This window comes from Enterobacter sp. BWH64 (genome assembly GCF_001037645.1).
GTDB lineage: Bacteria > Pseudomonadota > Gammaproteobacteria > Enterobacterales > Enterobacteriaceae > Enterobacter > Enterobacter hormaechei_C.
In genome coordinates this window covers 927,577-946,139 of sequence record NZ_KQ089922.1, presented here as the reverse complement: position 1 = coordinate 946,139, position 18,563 = coordinate 927,577, and the positions used below count along the sequence as shown (strand labels likewise).

Below are 18,563 nucleotides of genomic sequence, written 5' to 3'. Positions count from 1 at the left end.
AGCGCCACCGGGCCACAAACTCACCGATCGTCTTTATGATCTAACCGGTCGCGCTGCTCATCCTTACGCTGATATTCCCCTTCAAAGGTATCCCCCGGGCCGGTGCTGAAACCACCGCCTGGCATACGGCTGAAACGCAGGTGCGGCAGCAGCTTCATGGTCAGATGCTTCTGCACCGGCGGCAACAGCAACAGCAGGCCGAGGAAGTCGGTGAAGAAACCAGGCAGGATCAGCAGCAGGCCAGCAATAATCAGCGACACGCTTTTGATCATCTCGGCTGCCGGGCTTTCGCCTGCGGCCATCTTCTGCTGCATTAACAGGAAATTTTTGAAACCCTGATTGCGCACCAGCGACATGCCAATGACGGAGGTGAAGATCACCAGAATCAGCGTCAGCAGGACGCCCAGCACATGGGCAACCTGAATGAAAATCGAAATCTCAATGTAAACATAAAGAAAGAAAGCAATAAATGGTATCCAGCGCACTGGCATCTCCTGTGTGGCAGGTGCCTTCAGGCCCCTGACTGAATGTGTTCGCGAAGCGCGTAGATAAGAAATGGTGACGGTTAGCCAAAATTCAATCGGTTTGCACGGATATTTTTTCTGGAAATATTAAAGCGGTGACATATTTCACAGATTAATAATTATCATGAAATCGGGTCGATAATAAGTGATCCAGCTTACGGCAATTCGCTATCATCAGCATATGATCTCGAACATCTGGCCGATTGAGGGAATAATCGTCGGTCATAAAATATTCAAAGCCACATATATACTGTGTGTTTAGTACAATCCATCGGCAGCTTGAAAAGAAGGTTCACATGTTAAACAACATTCGTATCGAAGAAGATTTGTTGGGTACCAGGGAAGTTCCAGCGGATGCCTACTATGGTGTTCACACTCTGAGAGCGATTGAAAACTTCTACATCAGCAACAGCAAAATCAGCGACATCCCTGAATTTGTGCGTGGCATGGTGATGGTAAAAAAAGCCGCGGCTCTGGCGAACAAAGAGCTGCAAACCATTCCTAAAAGCGCTGCAAATGCGATTATCGCCGCGTGCGATGAGGTGCTGAACAACGGTAAATGCATGGATCAGTTCCCGGTTGACGTCTATCAGGGCGGCGCGGGCACCTCCGTCAACATGAACACCAACGAAGTGCTGGCAAACATCGGCCTGGAGCTGATGGGTCATCAGAAAGGTGAATACCAGTACCTGAACCCGAACGATCACGTTAACAAATGTCAGTCCACCAACGACGCCTACCCAACCGGCTTCCGCATCGCGGTGTATGCCTCTATCGTCAAACTGGTCGACGCGATTAATCAGCTGGGCGATGGCTTCCAGCGTAAAGCCGTAGAGTTCCAGGACATCCTGAAAATGGGCCGTACCCAGTTGCAGGACGCGGTGCCAATGACCCTCGGACAGGAATTCCACGCGTTTAACGTGCTGCTGAACGAAGAGACGAAAAACCTGCTGCGCACGTCCGAACTGTTGCTGGAAGTTAACCTGGGCGCAACCGCCATCGGTACACGCCTGAACACGCCAGATGGCTATCAGCAGCTGGCAGTACAGAAGCTGGCTGAAGTGTCCAACCTGCCGGTTGTGCCTGCGGAAGACCTGATTGAAGCCACCTCAGACTGCGGCGCCTATGTGATGGTACACAGCGCCCTGAAACGTCTGGCGGTGAAACTGTCCAAAATCTGTAACGACCTGCGCCTGCTCTCCTCCGGTCCGCGCGCTGGCCTGAATGAAATCAACCTGCCAGAGTTGCAGGCGGGTTCATCCATCATGCCAGCTAAAGTGAACCCGGTGGTGCCAGAGGTGGTGAACCAGGTGTGCTTCAAGGTTATTGGTAACGATACGACCGTCACCATGGCATCCGAAGCCGGTCAGCTCCAGCTGAACGTGATGGAGCCGGTGATTGGCCAGGCAATGTTTGAATCTATCCATATTCTGACCAACGCCTGCTACAACCTGCTGGAAAAATGCATCAACGGCATCACCGCGAATAAAGAAGTGTGTGAAGGCTACGTCTATAACTCCATCGGCATCGTCACCTACCTCAACCCGTTCATCGGCCACCACAACGGCGATATCGTCGGGAAGATTTGTGCCGAAACCGGTAAGAGCGTGCGTGAGGTTGTTCTCGAGCGAGGATTGTTGACCGAAGCCGAACTGGACGATATCTTCTCCGCCCAGAACCTGATGCACCCGGCATATAAAGCGAAACGATATACCGATGAAAGCGAACAGTAACCGTTCAGGCTAAGCTTCCGAAAGGCACGTCACTTGTGACGTGCCTTTTTTCTTTATGGGCGTTACCAAAACACAACAATTCAATATCAACTTGTTAATGAGCAAGGCAGGTCTTTATGTTTGGAGCAGAACTCGTCATCGTCCTGTTGGCGATTTATTTGGGCGCACGACTCGGGGGTATCGGCATCGGTTTTGCCGGCGGTCTCGGGGTGCTTGTACTTACCCTGATCTTTCAGATTAAACCCGGCGCAATCCCTTTTGACGTTATCGAAATCATCATGGCGGTTATTGCTGCTATCGCGGCTATGCAGGTCGCAGGCGGTATGGACTACCTGGTGAGCCTGGCGGAGCGAATGCTGCGTCGCCATCCGAAATACATCACCTTCCTTGCCCCACTGGTGACCTGGTTTATGACCATTCTCGCCGGTACCGGCCACACCGCTTTCTCCACGCTGCCGGTAATCACCGAAGTGGCGAAAGAGCAGGGTATTCGCCCGTCTCGCCCTCTTTCTATTGCCGTGGTCGCCTCCCAGATTGCGATTACCGCCTCGCCCATTTCCGCGGCGGTGGTCTTCTTCGCGGGTATCCTTGAGCCGATGGGCGTAAGTTACCTGACGCTGCTGGCAATCTGTATTCCGGTGACGCTGATTGCGGTAATGATCACTGCCGTGCTGTGTAACTTCCTCGGCGCCGAGCTGAAAGACGATCCGGTTTACCAGGAACGTCTGGCAAAAGGTGAAGTGAGCCTGCGCGGTAGCCAGGTCTTCGAGCTGAAGCCGCATGCAAAACGCTCCGTGCTGCTGTTCCTGATTGGTATCGTCGCCGTGATGTTCTACGCCACCGCCATCAGCGATACGGTAGGTCTGATCCAGAACCCGGTTCTGCCGCGTAACGAAGCCATTGTGGTATTTATGCTGACCATCGCGACGCTGATTAGCATCACCTGTAAAATCGACACCAGCGAAGTGCTGAACGCCAGCACCTTCAAATCCGGTATGAGCGCCTGCGTGTGCGTGCTGGGCGTGGCGTGGCTCGGCGATACCTTTGTGAAAGCGCACATTAGCGATATCCAGACCGTTGCAGGCGACCTGCTGCACAACTATCCGTGGCTGCTGGCAGTAGTGCTGTTCTTTGCCGCGACGCTGCTGTACTCCCAGGCTGCGACCACCAAAGCGCTGATGCCTGCGGCACTGATGCTGGGCGTGACGCCGTTGACGGCGATTGCCTCTTTTGCAGCGGTTTCCGCCCTGTTCGTGCTGCCCACCTACCCAACCCTGCTGGCCGCGGTTGAGATGGATGACACTGGCTCAACCCGTATTGGTAAATACGTGTTTAACCACGCGTTCCTGATCCCGGGCGTGGTGGCGATTACGCTCTGCGTGATCCTCGGCTTTATCATCGGCGGCATTGTGCTGTAAACGATTAGCCGTTGTAAAAATAGTTAAAATCGGGCCGCTCTGCGGCCCGTTTCATTAATGACCAACCGCCTTGCGTGATATAGTGAAGACTTTCGTGATGAGGAGGTCGACTTGTGAACACGCCTGATGCTGTTGTTGTACTGTGCACCGCCCCTGATGAAGCTTCTGCCCAGGATCTGGCCGCCAAAGTGTTGGCCGAAAAACTGGCTGCCTGTGTCACACTTCTTCCCGGCGCCACCTCCCTTTATTACTGGGAAGGTAAGCTGGAGCAAGAGTACGAAGTCCAGATGTTGCTCAAAACCAACCTGACAAACCAGCAGGCGCTCCTCGACTGCCTCAAGTCTCATCATCCATACCAAACCCCGGAGCTGCTGGTTCTGCCAGTGGTCCACGGCGATAACGATTATCTCTCATGGCTCAACGCTTCATTACGCTGATCCTGCTGCTGTGCAGCACGTCAGCTTTTGCCGGATTGTTTGACGCACCCGGCCGTTCGAACTTTATTCCTGCCGACCAGGCGTTCGTTTTCGACTTTCAGCAAAACCAGCACGATCTCAGTCTCACCTGGCAGGTGAAAGAGGGTTACTACCTCTATCGCAAGCAGGTCAGCATCACGCCGGCAAAGGCGAACGTCGGCGCATTGCAGATGCCCGCTGGCGAGTGGCACGAGGACGAGTTCTACGGTAAGAGTGAAATTTATCGTCAGCGCTTAAGCGTGCCCGTCACGGTGAATCAGGCGGATAAAGGCGCTACCCTGACGGTGACGTATCAGGGCTGCGCCGATGCGGGCTTCTGCTATCCCCCTGAAACAAAGGTCGTTCCGCTTAGCGAAGTGAAAGCGGCGGCCTCCCCTCTCCCCTCAGGGGAGAGGGGCGAAGGCAAAGCCGCTTCAGACCTTCCGTTCTCAGCGCTTTGGGCGTTATTGATTGGTATCGGCATCGCCTTTACGCCCTGCGTACTGCCCATGTACCCGCTTATCTCTGGCATCGTGCTGGGCGGTAAACAACGCCTTTCCACTACCCGCGCGCTGTTGCTGGCCTTTATCTATGTGCAGGGCATGGCGTTAACCTATACGGCGCTCGGCCTCGTGGTCGCTGCTGCCGGATTGCAGTTCCAGGCCGCCCTTCAGCACCCTTATGTGCTTATCGGTCTGTCAGCGGTGTTTATTCTGCTGGCGCTGTCGATGTTTGGCCTGTTCACCCTGCAACTGCCCTCTTCCCTGCAAACCCGTCTGACGCTGATGAGCAACCGTCAGCAGGGTGGCTCTGCGGGCGGCGTGTTCGCCATGGGTGCCATCGCCGGGCTGATTTGCTCCCCCTGCACCACTGCGCCGTTGAGCGCCATCCTGTTATACATTGCTCAGAGCGGCAACCTGTGGCTCGGCGGCGGCACGCTGTACCTCTACGCGCTCGGCATGGGCCTGCCGCTGATCCTGGTGACGGTGTTTGGCAATCGTCTGCTGCCGAAGAGCGGACCGTGGATGGAGACGGTGAAAACCGCGTTTGGTTTTGTCATTCTGGCGCTACCGGTATTCCTGCTGGAGCGCATCATTGGTGATGTGTGGGGTACACGTCTGTGGGCGATGCTCGGCGTGGCCTTCTTCAGTTGGGCGTTTATCGTGAGTCTGGGGGCGAAGAAACCGTGGATGCGCCTGCTACAGATCCTTCTGCTGGCGGCCGCGCTGGTGAGCGTCCGTCCACTACAGGACTGGGCGTTTGGCACCCCGGCAGGTCAAACGCAGGCTCATCTGAATTTTATACAGATTAAGAACGTGGATGACCTTAACCGCGCCCTGGCGCAGGCGAAAGGCAAACCGGTCATGCTCGATCTCTACGCCGACTGGTGCGTGGCCTGCAAAGAGTTTGAAAAATACACCTTCAGCGATCCGCTGGTACAACATGCGCTGAGCGATACCGTTCTGCTCCAGGCGAACGTTACCGCCAACAGCGCGCAGGATAAGGCTCTACTGAAGCAACTTAATGTGCTCGGGCTGCCTACCATCCTGTTCTTCAATGAACAGGGGGAAGAACAGCCGACGCAGCGTGTAACCGGGTTTATGGACGCAACGACATTCAACGCGCATTTGCGCAATCGCCAACCGTAAACAACACTTTAGACGGGACAAACCGTTGGGAATAGCGGAGGAGATAACCGTGCAACGCGAAGACGTACTGGGACAAGCCCTGCAATTGCTTGAGATTCAAGGGATCGCCAGCACCACGCTTGAGATGGTCGCCGACCGTATTGATTACCCTCTGGATGAACTTAAGCGCTTCTGGCCGGATAAAGAGGCGCTGCTGTATGATGCCCTGCGCTATCTCAGCCAGCAGGTGGATATCTGGCGCAGGCAGCTGATGCTGAATGAAGAGCTGACCACCGAGCAAAAGCTGCTGGCGCGCTATACCGCACTGACGGAGTGTGTAACCAACAACCGTTACCCAGGCTGTCTGTTTATCGCCGCCTGCACCTACTATCCGGATCCCGGACACCCCATCCATCAACTGGCAGATCAGCAAAAACGTGCCGCGCACGAGTTCACACACGAGCTGCTGACCACGCTTGAAGTGGATGATCCGGCAATGGTCGCGAAGCAGATGGAGCTGGTGCTGGAAGGTTGCCTGAGCCGCATGCTGGTGAACCGTAGCCAGGCGGATGTGGATACGGCGCACCGTCTGGCGGAAGATATTTTGCGGTTCGCGCAGTGTCGTATGGGTGGTGCTCTGACCTAAGCCAGCATTCCCGTCCAGGCGGAAATAAACAAGCACAGCGCCATCGCGCGCTGAAATCGCACCATCGCCACGGTGGTGCGGAAAATCCGGTTCACCGCCTTCCCCAGCCACGCCCAGCACAACAAACAAGCCACGGAGATCGCCAGAAACCATAGCGCCATCAGCGCAACATCCCGAAATGCATGGTCGCTTGCCGGAGCAAACAGGCTGACAACTGCCAGCGCCATCATCCACGTTTTTGGGTTTACAACCTGTAATAACGCCGCCGCCCGCGCGGTAAACCGGACATGGCGTCTGGAGGAGAGATTCGCGGCCGGGGCGCTAAACAGCTGCCAGCTCATCCAGGAAAGCCACAGCACGCCCGCCCAGCTCATTACCTGACGTATCAGCGGATACTGGCGTAACACTTCTCCTGCCCCAGCACCTGAAACCAGAACAATAGCGCTGGCGGCAATACACCCGCCCAGGATCGCAGGAAACGTATTTTTTACGCCAAAGTGCTGACTGTTAGCCAGTACCAGAATATTGGTTGGCCCCGGTGTAATCGAGGCGACAAATGCAAACAGCAGGAAGGGTAATAAATTCACAGGTGACTCCTTTTTTATTAGAGCCACGAATGTGCCGTTATTTTCTGGAAACGTCTGGAAGGTTTGTGCACAACCGACGGTAGTGTGCCGGAGAAATACGGTATGCCCGCTGGAACCAGCGACCAAGATGGCTTTGATCGGCAAAACCCACTGCCGCCGCAACATCAACAGGCAGTTCCCCACACGCCAGCATCTGTCGGGCCTTTGCCAGGCGCAGCTGGATAAGCCAGGCGTGCGGCGCCAGGTGAAATTCGCGCTTAAAACAGCGGGTGAGCGTAAAGCGATCTATACCCGTCTCACGGGCAAGGTCTGACAGCCCCACGTTCTCGCCGATATGCGCATAGAGATAGTCGCGGGCACGATGCGCCACGGCGGAGCTTTGTAGCTGAGACGGGAGTTTCTTACGCCAGTGGCAGTGGGCAGTGATCTGAGAGAGCAGGTTATCCATTGTGCTCTGTTGGACGATCTTCATCTCATCGTTATGCAACGAGGCAAATGTATCACCGATAGCGCGCACCAACTGAGGCTCTCGCGTCAGCGTTTGGGCAAAGTGGAGGGTGTAGCTCCCGGGAGTAGAGTCGTACAGCCCTTGAAGCGTACGGGTGAGCCAGTGTTCATCCAGATAAAAGGTCAGATAAGTAAAGCCCCCCTCTATCGGCGCATCACCGTCATGGATCTCCCCGGGCTCAAGTAAAAAAGCATCGCCCGGCTGGCTACGGTGGCGTTCACGGCGACAGTGGAACTGCTGGGTGCCGGAAAGGGTTATTCCGACCAGATAGCTATCATGCCAGTGGGGATCAAAGGCATGTCCTTCGAAATGCGCCTTAATTGTCTCAATACCTGTTTCTGCATGCTGACGCAGCTCAAGCCAGTCGTTTGCCATACTGCCCTCCTCTTACCGTCAGCATTGTCACATCTTGCCTGAACTGTCTGGAAGATTTGTGCAATTCCAGGGCACAAACGGACAGATTGCCGCAAACTTAAGCAGTTGAACAGCTTTTCCCGAAATAATGTTGACGATCGCGCGCGATTGCGGTTTAATGCGCTCCGTTGCCCGGATAGCTCAGTCGGTAGAGCAGGGGATTGAAAATCCCCGTGTCCTTGGTTCGATTCCGAGTCCGGGCACCACTATTTAAAGAACCCAGCCTATGGCTGGGTTTTTGCTTTTCTGTATCTGCTACGCATTGAATTTTCCCTTCTGTCAGGTAATAGTGATTTTTTTCCCTGACAATGAAAATGATATGACCTTATCTGCTTTAAAAGTCGGGTCACTGCTCCTGCTGTTGATCCTGTTTTATACCGGCCTGTTCACGAGCGATCGCATCACCTGGCTGATGGAGGTGACGCCCGTCATTATCATCATCCCACTTCTGCTTGCCACGCATCGGCGATACCCCCTGACTCCCCTTCTCTATACCCTGGTTTTCTTCCACGCCATCATTCTGATGGTTGGTGGTATGTACACCTATGCAAAGGTTCCGGTTGGTTTTGAGGTTCAGGAGATGCTCGGGCTTAGCCGAAATCCGTATGACAAGCTCGGTCACTTCTTCCAGGGGCTGGTTCCCGCACTGGCAGCGCGAGAAATTCTGCTGCGCGGTGGGTATGTTCGTGGACATAAGATGACGGGATTTCTGGTGTGCTGTGTTGCTCTGGCCATTAGCGCCACCTATGAACTCATTGAGTGGTGGGCAGCTTTGGCAATGGGACAGGGTGCGGATGATTTTCTGGGGACGCAGGGCGATCCATGGGATACCCAGTCTGATATGTTTTGCGCGCTGCTTGGTGCGTTAACGACGGTGCTGATCCTTGGGCGTTTCCATCAGCGGCAATTGCTTCGTTTGAATGTTTGTCAGGGATAGTACGCTCTGAGTTGCCGGGTGGCGGCTTCGCCTTGCCCGGCCTGCCGTTTTTCAGCAAACAAACGCAAAAAGGCCATCCTTCCGGATGGCCTCTTCACTTGTTTGATGCCTGGCAGTTCCCTACTCTCACATGGGGAGACCCCACACTACCATCGGCGCTACGGCGTTTCACTTCTGAGTTCGGCATGGGGTCAGGTGGGACCACCGCGCTACAGCCGCCAGGCAAATTCTGTTTAATCTGTATCAAAGCTGAAATTTGATTGTCTGTCTCTTCGCCAAAACACCTTCGGCGTTGTAAGGTTAAGCCTCACGGTTCATTAGTATCGGTTAGCTCAACGCATCGCTGCGCTTACACACCCGACCTATCAACGTCGTCGTCTTCAACGTTCCTTCAGGAGACTTAAAGTCTCAGGGAGAACTCATCTCGGGGCAAGTTTCGTGCTTAGATGCTTTCAGCACTTATCTCTTCCGCATTTAGCTACCGGGCAGTGCCATTGGCATGACAACCCGAACACCAGTGATGCGTCCACTCCGGTCCTCTCGTACTAGGAGCAGCCCCCCTCAATTCTCCAGCGCCCACGGCAGATAGGGACCGAACTGTCTCACGACGTTCTAAACCCAGCTCGCGTACCACTTTAAATGGCGAACAGCCATACCCTTGGGACCTACTTCAGCCCCAGGATGTGATGAGCCGACATCGAGGTGCCAAACACCGCCGTCGATATGAACTCTTGGGCGGTATCAGCCTGTTATCCCCGGAGTACCTTTTATCCGTTGAGCGATGGCCCTTCCATTCAGAACCACCGGATCACTATGACCTGCTTTCGCACCTGCTCGCGCCGTCACGCTCGCAGTCAAGCTGGCTTATGCCATTGCACTAACCTCCTGATGTCCGACCAGGATTAGCCAACCTTCGTGCTCCTCCGTTACTCTTTGGGAGGAGACCGCCCCAGTCAAACTACCCACCAGACACTGTCCGCAACCCGGATTACGGGTCTACGTTAGAACACCAGCCATTAAAGGGTGGTATTTCAAGGTTGGCTCCACGCAGACTGGCGTCCACGCTTCAAAGCCTCCCACCTATCCTACACATCAAGGACCAGTGTTCAGTGTCAAGCTATAGTAAAGGTTCACGGGGTCTTTCCGTCTTGCCGCGGGTACACTGCATCTTCACAGCGAGTTCAATTTCACTGAGTCTCGGGTGGAGACAGCCTGGCCATCATTACGCCATTCGTGCAGGTCGGAACTTACCCGACAAGGAATTTCGCTACCTTAGGACCGTTATAGTTACGGCCGCCGTTTACCGGGGCTTCGATCAAGAGCTTCGCGTTGCCGCTAACCCCATCAATTAACCTTCCGGCACCGGGCAGGCGTCACACCGTATACGTCCACTTTCGTGTTTGCACAGTGCTGTGTTTTTAATAAACAGTTGCAGCCAGCTGGTATCTTCGACTGATTTCAGCTCCGCCCGCAGGGGCTTCACCTACACATCAGCGTGCCTTCTCCCGAAGTTACGGCACCATTTTGCCTAGTTCCTTCACCCGAGTTCTCTCAAGCGCCTTGGTATTCTCTACCTGACCACCTGTGTCGGTTTGGGGTACGATTTCGTGTTACCTGATGCTTAGAGGCTTTTCCTGGAAGCAGGGCATTTATCACTTCAGCACCGTAGTGCCTCGTCATCACACCTCAGCGTTAACAAGGTACCGGATTTACCTGGAACCTCCGCCTACATGCTTAAACCGGGACAACCGTCGCCCGGCTGACATAGCCTTCTCCGTCCCCCCTTCGCAGTAACACCAAGTACAGGAATATTAACCTGTTTCCCATCGACTACGCCTTTCGGCCTCGCCTTAGGGGTCGACTCACCCTGCCCCGATTAACGTTGGACAGGAACCCTTGGTCTTCCGGCGAGCGGGCTTTTCACCCGCTTTATCGTTACTTATGTCAGCATTCGCACTTCTGATACCTCCAGCATGCCTCACAGCACACCTTCAACGGCTTACAGAACGCTCCCCTACCCAACAACACATAGTGTCGCTGCCGCAGCTTCGGTGCATGGTTTAGCCCCGTTACATCTTCCGCGCAGGCCGACTCGACCAGTGAGCTATTACGCTTTCTTTAAATGATGGCTGCTTCTAAGCCAACATCCTGGCTGTCTGTGCCTTCCCACATCGTTTCCCACTTAACCATGACTTTGGGACCTTAGCTGGCGGTCTGGGTTGTTTCCCTCTTCACGACGGACGTTAGCACCCGCCGTGTGTCTCCCGTGATAACATTCTTCGGTATTCGTAGTTTGCATCGGGTTGGTAAGCCGGGATGGCCCCCTAGCCGAAACAGTGCTCTACCCCCGAAGATGAGTTCACGAGGCGCTACCTAAATAGCTTTCGGGGAGAACCAGCTATCTCCCGGTTTGATTGGCCTTTCACCCCCAGCCACAGGTCATCCGCTAATTTTTCAACATTAGTCGGTTCGGTCCTCCAGTTAGTGTTACCCAACCTTCAACCTGCCCATGGCTAGATCACCGGGTTTCGGGTCTATACCCTGCAACTTAACGCCCAGTTAAGACTCGGTTTCCCTTCGGCTCCCCTATACGGTTAACCTTGCTACAGAATATAAGTCGCTGACCCATTATACAAAAGGTACGCAGTCACCCCATAAAGAGGCTCCCACTGCTTGTACGTACACGGTTTCAGGTTCTTTTTCACTCCCCTCGCCGGGGTTCTTTTCGCCTTTCCCTCACGGTACTGGTTCACTATCGGTCAGTCAGGAGTATTTAGCCTTGGAGGATGGTCCCCCCATATTCAGACAGGATACCACGTGTCCCGCCCTACTCTTCGAGTTCACAGCAAGTGTGCTTTCGTGTACGGGACTATCACCCTGTACCGTCGGACTTTCCAGACCGTTCCACTAACACACAAGCTGATTCAGACTCCGGGCTGCTCCCCGTTCGCTCGCCGCTACTGGGGGAATCTCGGTTGATTTCTTTTCCTCGGGGTACTTAGATGTTTCAGTTCCCCCGGTTCGCCTCGTTAACCTATGTATTCAGTTAACGATAGTGCAACGAATTGCACTGGGTTTCCCCATTCGGACATCGCCGGGTCAAAGGTTCATATCACCTCGCCGGCGCTTTTCGCAGATTAGCACGTCCTTCATCGCCTCTGACTGCCAGGGCATCCACCGTGTACGCTTAGTCGCTTAACCTCACAACCCGAAGATGTTTCACTTCTGATTGCGAAAATTTGAGAGACTCGAACACACATGAGCTGTGTGTCGTTTCAATTTTCAGCTTGATCCAGATTTTTAAAGAGCAAATATCTCAAACATGACTCGCAAGTCAGTTTTGAGATATGACGGCAGGTGACTTTCACTCACGAACCAGCAAGTGGCGTCCCCTAGGGGATTCGAACCCCTGTTACCGCCGTGAAAGGGCGGTGTCCTGGGCCTCTAGACGAAGGGGACGTACAGTCTCAATCGCAAGACGCCTTGCTATTTACTTTTCATCAGACAATCTGTGTGAGCACTGCAAAGGCAGGTTCTTTAAGGTAAGGAGGTGATCCAACCGCAGGTTCCCCTACGGTTACCTTGTTACGACTTCACCCCAGTCATGAATCACAAAGTGGTAAGCGCCCTCCCGAAGGTTAAGCTACCTACTTCTTTTGCAACCCACTCCCATGGTGTGACGGGCGGTGTGTACAAGGCCCGGGAACGTATTCACCGTGGCATTCTGATCCACGATTACTAGCGATTCCGACTTCATGGAGTCGAGTTGCAGACTCCAATCCGGACTACGACGCACTTTATGAGGTCCGCTTGCTCTCGCGAGGTCGCTTCTCTTTGTATGCGCCATTGTAGCACGTGTGTAGCCCTACTCGTAAGGGCCATGATGACTTGACGTCATCCCCACCTTCCTCCAGTTTATCACTGGCAGTCTCCTTTGAGTTCCCGGCCTAACCGCTGGCAACAAAGGATAAGGGTTGCGCTCGTTGCGGGACTTAACCCAACATTTCACAACACGAGCTGACGACAGCCATGCAGCACCTGTCTCAGAGTTCCCGAAGGCACCAAAGCATCTCTGCTAAGTTCTCTGGATGTCAAGAGTAGGTAAGGTTCTTCGCGTTGCATCGAATTAAACCACATGCTCCACCGCTTGTGCGGGCCCCCGTCAATTCATTTGAGTTTTAACCTTGCGGCCGTACTCCCCAGGCGGTCGACTTAACGCGTTAGCTCCGGAAGCCACGCCTCAAGGGCACAACCTCCAAGTCGACATCGTTTACGGCGTGGACTACCAGGGTATCTAATCCTGTTTGCTCCCCACGCTTTCGCACCTGAGCGTCAGTCTTTGTCCAGGGGGCCGCCTTCGCCACCGGTATTCCTCCAGATCTCTACGCATTTCACCGCTACACCTGGAATTCTACCCCCCTCTACAAGACTCTAGCCTGCCAGTTTCGAATGCAGTTCCCAGGTTGAGCCCGGGGATTTCACATCCGACTTGACAGACCGCCTGCGTGCGCTTTACGCCCAGTAATTCCGATTAACGCTTGCACCCTCCGTATTACCGCGGCTGCTGGCACGGAGTTAGCCGGTGCTTCTTCTGCGGGTAACGTCAATCGACAAGGTTATTAACCTTATCGCCTTCCTCCCCGCTGAAAGTACTTTACAACCCGAAGGCCTTCTTCATACACGCGGCATGGCTGCATCAGGCTTGCGCCCATTGTGCAATATTCCCCACTGCTGCCTCCCGTAGGAGTCTGGACCGTGTCTCAGTTCCAGTGTGGCTGGTCATCCTCTCAGACCAGCTAGGGATCGTCGCCTAGGTGAGCCGTTACCCCACCTACTAGCTAATCCCATCTGGGCACATCCGATGGCAAGAGGCCCGAAGGTCCCCCTCTTTGGTCTTGCGACATTATGCGGTATTAGCTACCGTTTCCAGTAGTTATCCCCCTCCATCAGGCAGTTTCCCAGACATTACTCACCCGTCCGCCACTCGTCAGCGAAGCAGCAAGCTGCTTCCTGTTACCGTTCGACTTGCATGTGTTAGGCCTGCCGCCAGCGTTCAATCTGAGCCATGATCAAACTCTTCAATTTAAAAGTTTGATGCTCAATGAATTAAACTTCGTAATGAATTACGTGTTCACTCGTTGAGACTTGGTATTCATTTAGTGTCCGAGGACATTAAGAATCCATGTCACTTTGAGTGCCCACACAGATTGTCTGATAAATTGTTAAAGAGCAGTTGCGACGCGCTTCAGCGCTCTGTCGCGAGGTGGCGTATATTACGCTTTCCTCTTTCAGAGTCAACCCTGATTTTCAGGATTTTTTCTCTTCAACCGACCGGGTTATCTGTGAAGTGATTCACATCCGCCGTGTCGATGGAGGCGCATTATAGGGAGTTCTCCGCAGGCCGCAACCGCTAAATGACAGAAAAATGACTGACTGCTGCATTCCACAGCAAAACCCCGCCTTATACCTTTTTACACACAGACTTATCCACAATCTATTGACGATCCCGGTGTGATCCAGCGATTTGAACACTATACTAGCGGCAAATATTTCTCTCGCGGGCCAACCTCATGACGACACAACGACTTCAACGTGACTGGCGTATCCCAACCGCCGGGCTCGCCGTGCTGGTGTTACTTATGGCAGGTTTTGCACTGCATACGCACTGGAATGCTTTTATTCAGTGGTGCCTCGCCACCCAGATCACCCTGCACCGATATCTGGTGATGTATCTGCTGCAACTTAATAATCATCAGTACAGCGGTGGGCTATGGTTGTTAACCGGTGCGTTTCTTTATGGTGTACTCCATGCCGTTGGACCTGGGCACGGCAAATTTATCGTCACCACGTATCTCACCACCAATAAAGAGAGCCAGCTCGCGGCGCGCGTCGTACCGTTTATCGGTAGCATGATGCAGGGCGTCAGCGCGATCGTCTTTGTCTTTATCCTGGCGGTTGGATTGAACCTCGCGTCAGGAGATATCAGCACCAGCCGTTGGTACGTCGAGAAAATCAGCGCCGTGCTGATTGCCGTCTTCGGTGCGTTTATCATTTATCAGGCGCTCAGCAGCCTGCGTCCGCGCAAAATGGCGATTAGCGCCATCAAGCCGCTTCACCAGCATAATGAACGCTGTGGCTGCGGCCGTCACGGCGTAGGGGTGGATCTGACTAAAAGCGACTGGAAAACCCGTCTGGGCGTGGTGCTGGCCATTGGCGCACGCCCGTGCAGCGGGGCAATTATGATCCTGATGTTCTCGAATGCGCTCGGTATTATTAGCTGGGGGATTGCTGCTGTGATGACAATGTCGCTGGGCACGGCGCTGTCGATTATGGGGCTGTCGCTGGCAGTACGTTACGCGCGTGAACGCACAGTAACCTGGTTTGGCGGCGGCACGTCCCTGAACTGGGTAATGCCGATGGTCAAAATTGCCGGAGGGGTTGTTCTGATACTGTTCGCGACGATCCTGTTCCTTACGGTGATCCCCGTCAGCGCCGGCGGCGACTATATTGCCGCAGGATGCTAATAAAAGAAAACCCGCCAGCGGCGGGTTTTTTTATCACTCGTTAATTCGCGGATGCTGATCGACAAGGCGAGAGCGTTTTGTCTGGAGCGCCTCAATCTCTGCGTCAATATCTTCAATCTTCTGCTCTACATTATCGTAGTGCTCACGCAGGATCTCTTTCGCTTCCTGAATATCAGACGCCGCAGGCGTTGCCCCTTTCAACGGACGATTCGCCGTCTCCTTCATGGTAATACCGGTAATCAGGCCGATCACCGCAATGACCATCAGATAGTAAGCAGGCATCATCAGGTTCTGCGTGCTCTCCACCAGTGAAGCAGCAAGCGTCGGCGTCAGGCCCGCAATCAGAACGGAGATATTAAAGGCTGCCGCCAGCGCACTGTAGCGAATATGCGTCGGGAACATTGCCGGCAGCGTAGAAGCCATCACCCCGATGAAGCAGTTGAGGATCACCGCCAGCATCAGCAGACCGGCGAAAATCAGCCCCAGCACATTGCTGTTAATCAGAATAAAGGCCGGGATTGCCAGTGCGAACAGGGCGACGCTGCCGAGAATAATGAATGGCTTACGGCCAAAGCGGTCGCTCAGCAGACCCATAATCGGCTGCACAAACAGCATACCCACCATGATGGCGATAATAATCAGCACACCGTGGTCTTCCGAGTAGTGCAGGTTATGCGACAGGTAGCTCGGCATGTAGGTCAACAGCATGTAATAGGTGACGTTGGTGGAAATCACCAGACCAATACAGGTCAGCAGGCTGCGCCAGTGTTTGGTCGCAATCTCCTTGAACGACACTTTCGGGCCATCCTGTAACCCTTCACGGTCACCCTGCTCCAGCTTTTCAACGTGCTGCTGGAACGCAGGCGTCTCTTCCAGGGCGTGACGCAGATAAAGCCCAATGATGCCCAGCGGCAGCGCCAGGAAGAACGGAATACGCCAGCCCCAGTCAAGGAAGTTCTCTTCACCCACTACGGTTGAGATCAGAACCACAACCCCCGCGCCCATGACAAAACCGGCAATCGAACCAAAGTCCAGCCAGCTGCCCATAAAGCCACGTTTACGGTCCGGAGAATATTCAGCGACAAAAATCGATGCGCCGGTATATTCGCCACCAACGGAGAAGCCCTGCGCCATCTTACAGATCAACAGCAGAATCGGCGCCCATATACCAATAGTTGCATACGACGGAATAAGGCCGATACAGAATGTACTTATCGACATGATGACAATGGTAATAGCCAGGATCTTCTGGCGACCATATTTATCACCCAGCATGCCGAAGAAAAGGCCACCGAGAGGACGAATCAGGAAGGGAACGGAGAACGTACCCAGCGCAGCAATCATCTGCAAGCTGGGATCGGCACCAGGGAAGAACACTTTACCAAGTGCATAGGCCACAAAGCCGTAAACACCAAAATCGAACCACTCCATCGCATTACCGAGCGAGGCCGCTGTAATCGCTTTGCGCAGTTTCGCGTCATCAATAATGGTGACATCGCGCAGCGTGATGGGTTTTACTTTTTTCCTTCTAAGCATAGCTTTCCTCGTAGACTCAGCCCCGTCCGTTTCACAGCGCATTTTGCAAGCTGTGAACCAGAGACCCGCTCCATGCGAATCTCCTTATTCAAGCGTAGCAGGTTTACTTACATTGACGTTTTACCTCAATACAACCGAACCTGTTGACGCCTGTCTGGGCAGTTAAAGACCTTTTTACCCTACCAGCGTTTATATATGTGATCAACTTCACACATATTTTTCCTGTTCGTAAGTTGCCTTCAGCTTTTGTCAATTCACGATAAATAAGGTCATTCTAAACCCCCTTATCAAACAGATCTTAACGCCCGTTATTATTCTTCCCCAAACAAAATGCAAGCACATTTCTTCACAGCAAATTTACACAAAATTCAATTATTAACAGTGGGCAATCCTGTTTACATTCAATATGTGACGAAGATAACTAAAACGGCGTTTTATTTTCGTTGAATCACAATTCCAAAGATCGCATGATAAATCCGAACACGATATCCCAGCAGCTTTCAAATGAAGGAATGCTGAACACCTGAATTTCGCTCTACAGCATAAATAACGAATCGATTGGTCCCAAAAAAGGCAATCGTTTGAATTTGTTGATCTATTTTTTGAGCTTTCCGCCAGCCATGCGGACGAGATGTGAGGGTTAATGATGAAGATTAAAGCAACAATAGAACGCATCCCGGGCGGGATGATGCTGGTCCCGCTGGTACTTGGCGCGATATTAAATACGCTAGCCCCGAATACCGGTGCTTATTTTGGCGGTTTTACAAAAGGTATGATTACCGGAACGGTACCGATTCTGGCAGTCTGGTTCTTTTGCATCGGCGCATCTATTAACTTGCGTGCAACAGGTACGGTATTACGTAAATCAGGGACGCTGGTCATTACTAAAATTGCGGTCGCCTGGGTTGTTGCGATGATCTGTGCGATGTTCATTCCGGAGAATGGAATTCAGACCGGCTTCTTCGCCGGATTATCTGTTCTGGCCATAGTCTCAGCAATGGATATGACCAACGGCGGTCTCTATGCCAGCCTGATGAATCAATATGGCACCAAAGAAGAATCGGGCGCGTTCGTGCTGATGTCCCTGGAGTCGGGTCCGCTGATGACGATGTTGATTCTGGGTTCTGCCGGCCTTGCCTCTTTTGAACCACACCATTTTGTCGGGGCGATCCTGCCGTTCCTGATTGGTTTTGCGCTGGGCAACCTCGATCACGATCTGCGTGATTTCTTCAGCAAAGCCACCCCGGTACTGATCCCGTTCTTCGGCTTCGCGTTGGGCAATACCATCAACCTGAACGTGATTCTGGAAACCGGCCTGCTGGGCATTGTGCTGGGTGTTGCCGTCATCGTCATCACGGGTATTCCACTGATTATTGCAGACCGCGTCATCGGAGGCGGCAACGGAACCGCGGGCGTGGCCGCCTCTTCGGCCGCAGGCGCTGCGGTAGCCAACCCGGTGATTATCGCCCAGATTAACCCGGCCTTTGAACCCGTGGCCGCTTCCGCCACGGCTCTGGTTGCCGCCAGCGTGATTGTGACGGCAATTCTGGTCCCTGTCATCACGGCACTGTATGCCAGACGCTTTGGGCATGTGCCTGAGTCCCGGACAGAACCTGAAGCGGTAGAAATGCACCACTAACCCTTTCGCCCCCT

Annotated in this window: 12 protein-coding genes, 2 tRNA genes and 3 rRNA genes; 9 read left to right on the top strand and 8 right to left on the bottom strand. The window is 53.5% G+C overall.

The features are described 5' to 3' along the window. Positions 1 to 20: 20 nt before the first annotated feature. Positions 21 to 485 (bottom strand): FxsA family protein, encoded by a 465-nt coding sequence (locus SK50_RS04525; protein ID WP_003855925.1) that lies wholly within the window; start codon positions 483 to 485, stop codon positions 21 to 23. A 335-nt stretch (positions 486 to 820) separates the two neighbouring features. On the opposite strand from SK50_RS04525, the gene aspA reads away from it, so the two are divergent. The 5 genes from aspA (at position 821) to SK50_RS04500 (ending at position 6,404) form a co-directional block, all read left to right on the top strand. Beyond that, positions 821 to 2,257, top strand: a complete 1,437-nt coding sequence (gene aspA / locus SK50_RS04520) for an aspartate ammonia-lyase (RefSeq protein ID WP_015572444.1) — start codon at positions 821 to 823, stop codon at positions 2,255 to 2,257. Between the two features lie 116 nt (positions 2,258 to 2,373). After that, a complete protein-coding gene (locus SK50_RS04515) occupies positions 2,374 to 3,675 on the top strand; it encodes an anaerobic C4-dicarboxylate transporter (protein WP_003855921.1) in 1,302 nt (433 codons plus the stop codon). Between the two features lie 113 nt (positions 3,676 to 3,788). After that, entirely contained in the window at positions 3,789 to 4,112 is a 324-nt protein-coding gene (gene cutA / locus SK50_RS04510; RefSeq protein ID WP_003855908.1) for a divalent cation tolerance protein CutA, read from the top strand. Then, a complete protein-coding gene (locus SK50_RS04505) occupies positions 4,088 to 5,779 on the top strand; it encodes a protein-disulfide reductase DsbD (protein ID WP_017694687.1) in 1,692 nt (563 codons plus the stop codon). The genes cutA and SK50_RS04505 overlap by 25 nt, the downstream gene beginning before the upstream one ends. A gap of 49 nt (positions 5,780 to 5,828) precedes the next feature. Then, complete coding sequence (locus SK50_RS04500) at positions 5,829 to 6,404, top strand: transcriptional regulator (protein WP_017383972.1); 576 nt, start codon at positions 5,829 to 5,831, stop codon at positions 6,402 to 6,404. Here the strand turns inward: SK50_RS04500 and SK50_RS04495 are convergent. Both SK50_RS04495 and SK50_RS04490 read right to left on the bottom strand, forming a co-directional pair. Further along, positions 6,401 to 6,991, bottom strand: a complete 591-nt coding sequence (locus tag SK50_RS04495; RefSeq protein WP_017694688.1) for a LysE family translocator — start codon at positions 6,989 to 6,991, stop codon at positions 6,401 to 6,403. The genes SK50_RS04500 and SK50_RS04495 overlap by 4 nt on opposite strands. Positions 6,992 to 7,028: 37 nt before the next feature. Continuing rightward, the gene (locus SK50_RS04490; protein ID WP_017694689.1) at positions 7,029 to 7,874 is read right to left on the bottom strand and encodes an AraC family transcriptional regulator; all 846 of its coding nucleotides are present in this window, start codon (positions 7,872 to 7,874) and stop codon (positions 7,029 to 7,031) included. A gap of 169 nt (positions 7,875 to 8,043) precedes the next feature. Between SK50_RS04490 and SK50_RS04485 the strand changes: the two genes are divergently transcribed. Continuing rightward, positions 8,044 to 8,119, top strand: a tRNA-Phe gene (locus SK50_RS04485). Between the two features lie 113 nt (positions 8,120 to 8,232). Continuing rightward, positions 8,233 to 8,850 (top strand): DUF2238 domain-containing protein, encoded by a 618-nt coding sequence (locus tag SK50_RS04480; RefSeq protein WP_026094410.1) that lies wholly within the window; start codon positions 8,233 to 8,235, stop codon positions 8,848 to 8,850. A gap of 107 nt (positions 8,851 to 8,957) precedes the next feature. On the opposite strand, the gene rrf is transcribed toward SK50_RS04480, so the two are convergent. The 4 genes from rrf to SK50_RS04460 all read right to left on the bottom strand — a co-directional run bounded on the left by rrf (position 8,958) and on the right by SK50_RS04460 (position 13,935). Continuing rightward, positions 8,958 to 9,073 (bottom strand): 5S ribosomal RNA (gene rrf / locus SK50_RS04475). Positions 9,074 to 9,146: 73 nt separating this feature from the next. After that, positions 9,147 to 12,051, bottom strand: a 23S ribosomal RNA gene (locus SK50_RS04470). Between the two features lie 182 nt (positions 12,052 to 12,233). Further along, positions 12,234 to 12,309, bottom strand: a tRNA-Glu gene (locus SK50_RS04465). Positions 12,310 to 12,393: 84 nt separating this feature from the next. Then, positions 12,394 to 13,935 (bottom strand): 16S ribosomal RNA (locus SK50_RS04460). Together the 16S, 23S and 5S rRNA genes with 1 tRNA gene alongside form the textbook arrangement of a ribosomal RNA operon. A 485-nt stretch (positions 13,936 to 14,420) precedes the next feature. On the opposite strand from SK50_RS04460, the gene SK50_RS04450 reads away from it, so the two are divergent. Continuing rightward, positions 14,421 to 15,374: a nickel/cobalt transporter gene (locus tag SK50_RS04450; protein ID WP_026094411.1), complete on the top strand. Its 954-nt coding sequence runs from the start codon at positions 14,421 to 14,423 to the stop codon at positions 15,372 to 15,374. Positions 15,375 to 15,407: 33 nt separating this feature from the next. On the opposite strand, the gene proP is transcribed toward SK50_RS04450, so the two are convergent. Next, a complete protein-coding gene (gene proP, locus SK50_RS04445) occupies positions 15,408 to 16,910 on the bottom strand; it encodes a glycine betaine/L-proline transporter ProP (protein WP_015570231.1) in 1,503 nt (500 codons plus the stop codon). Between the two features lie 646 nt (positions 16,911 to 17,556). Between proP and kdgT the strand changes: the two genes are divergently transcribed. After that, on the top strand, positions 17,557 to 18,549 hold the full coding sequence (gene kdgT / locus SK50_RS04440; RefSeq protein ID WP_017382657.1) for a 2-keto-3-deoxygluconate transporter: 993 nt from the start codon (positions 17,557 to 17,559) through the stop codon (positions 18,547 to 18,549). Positions 18,550 to 18,563: the final 14 nt, after the last annotated feature.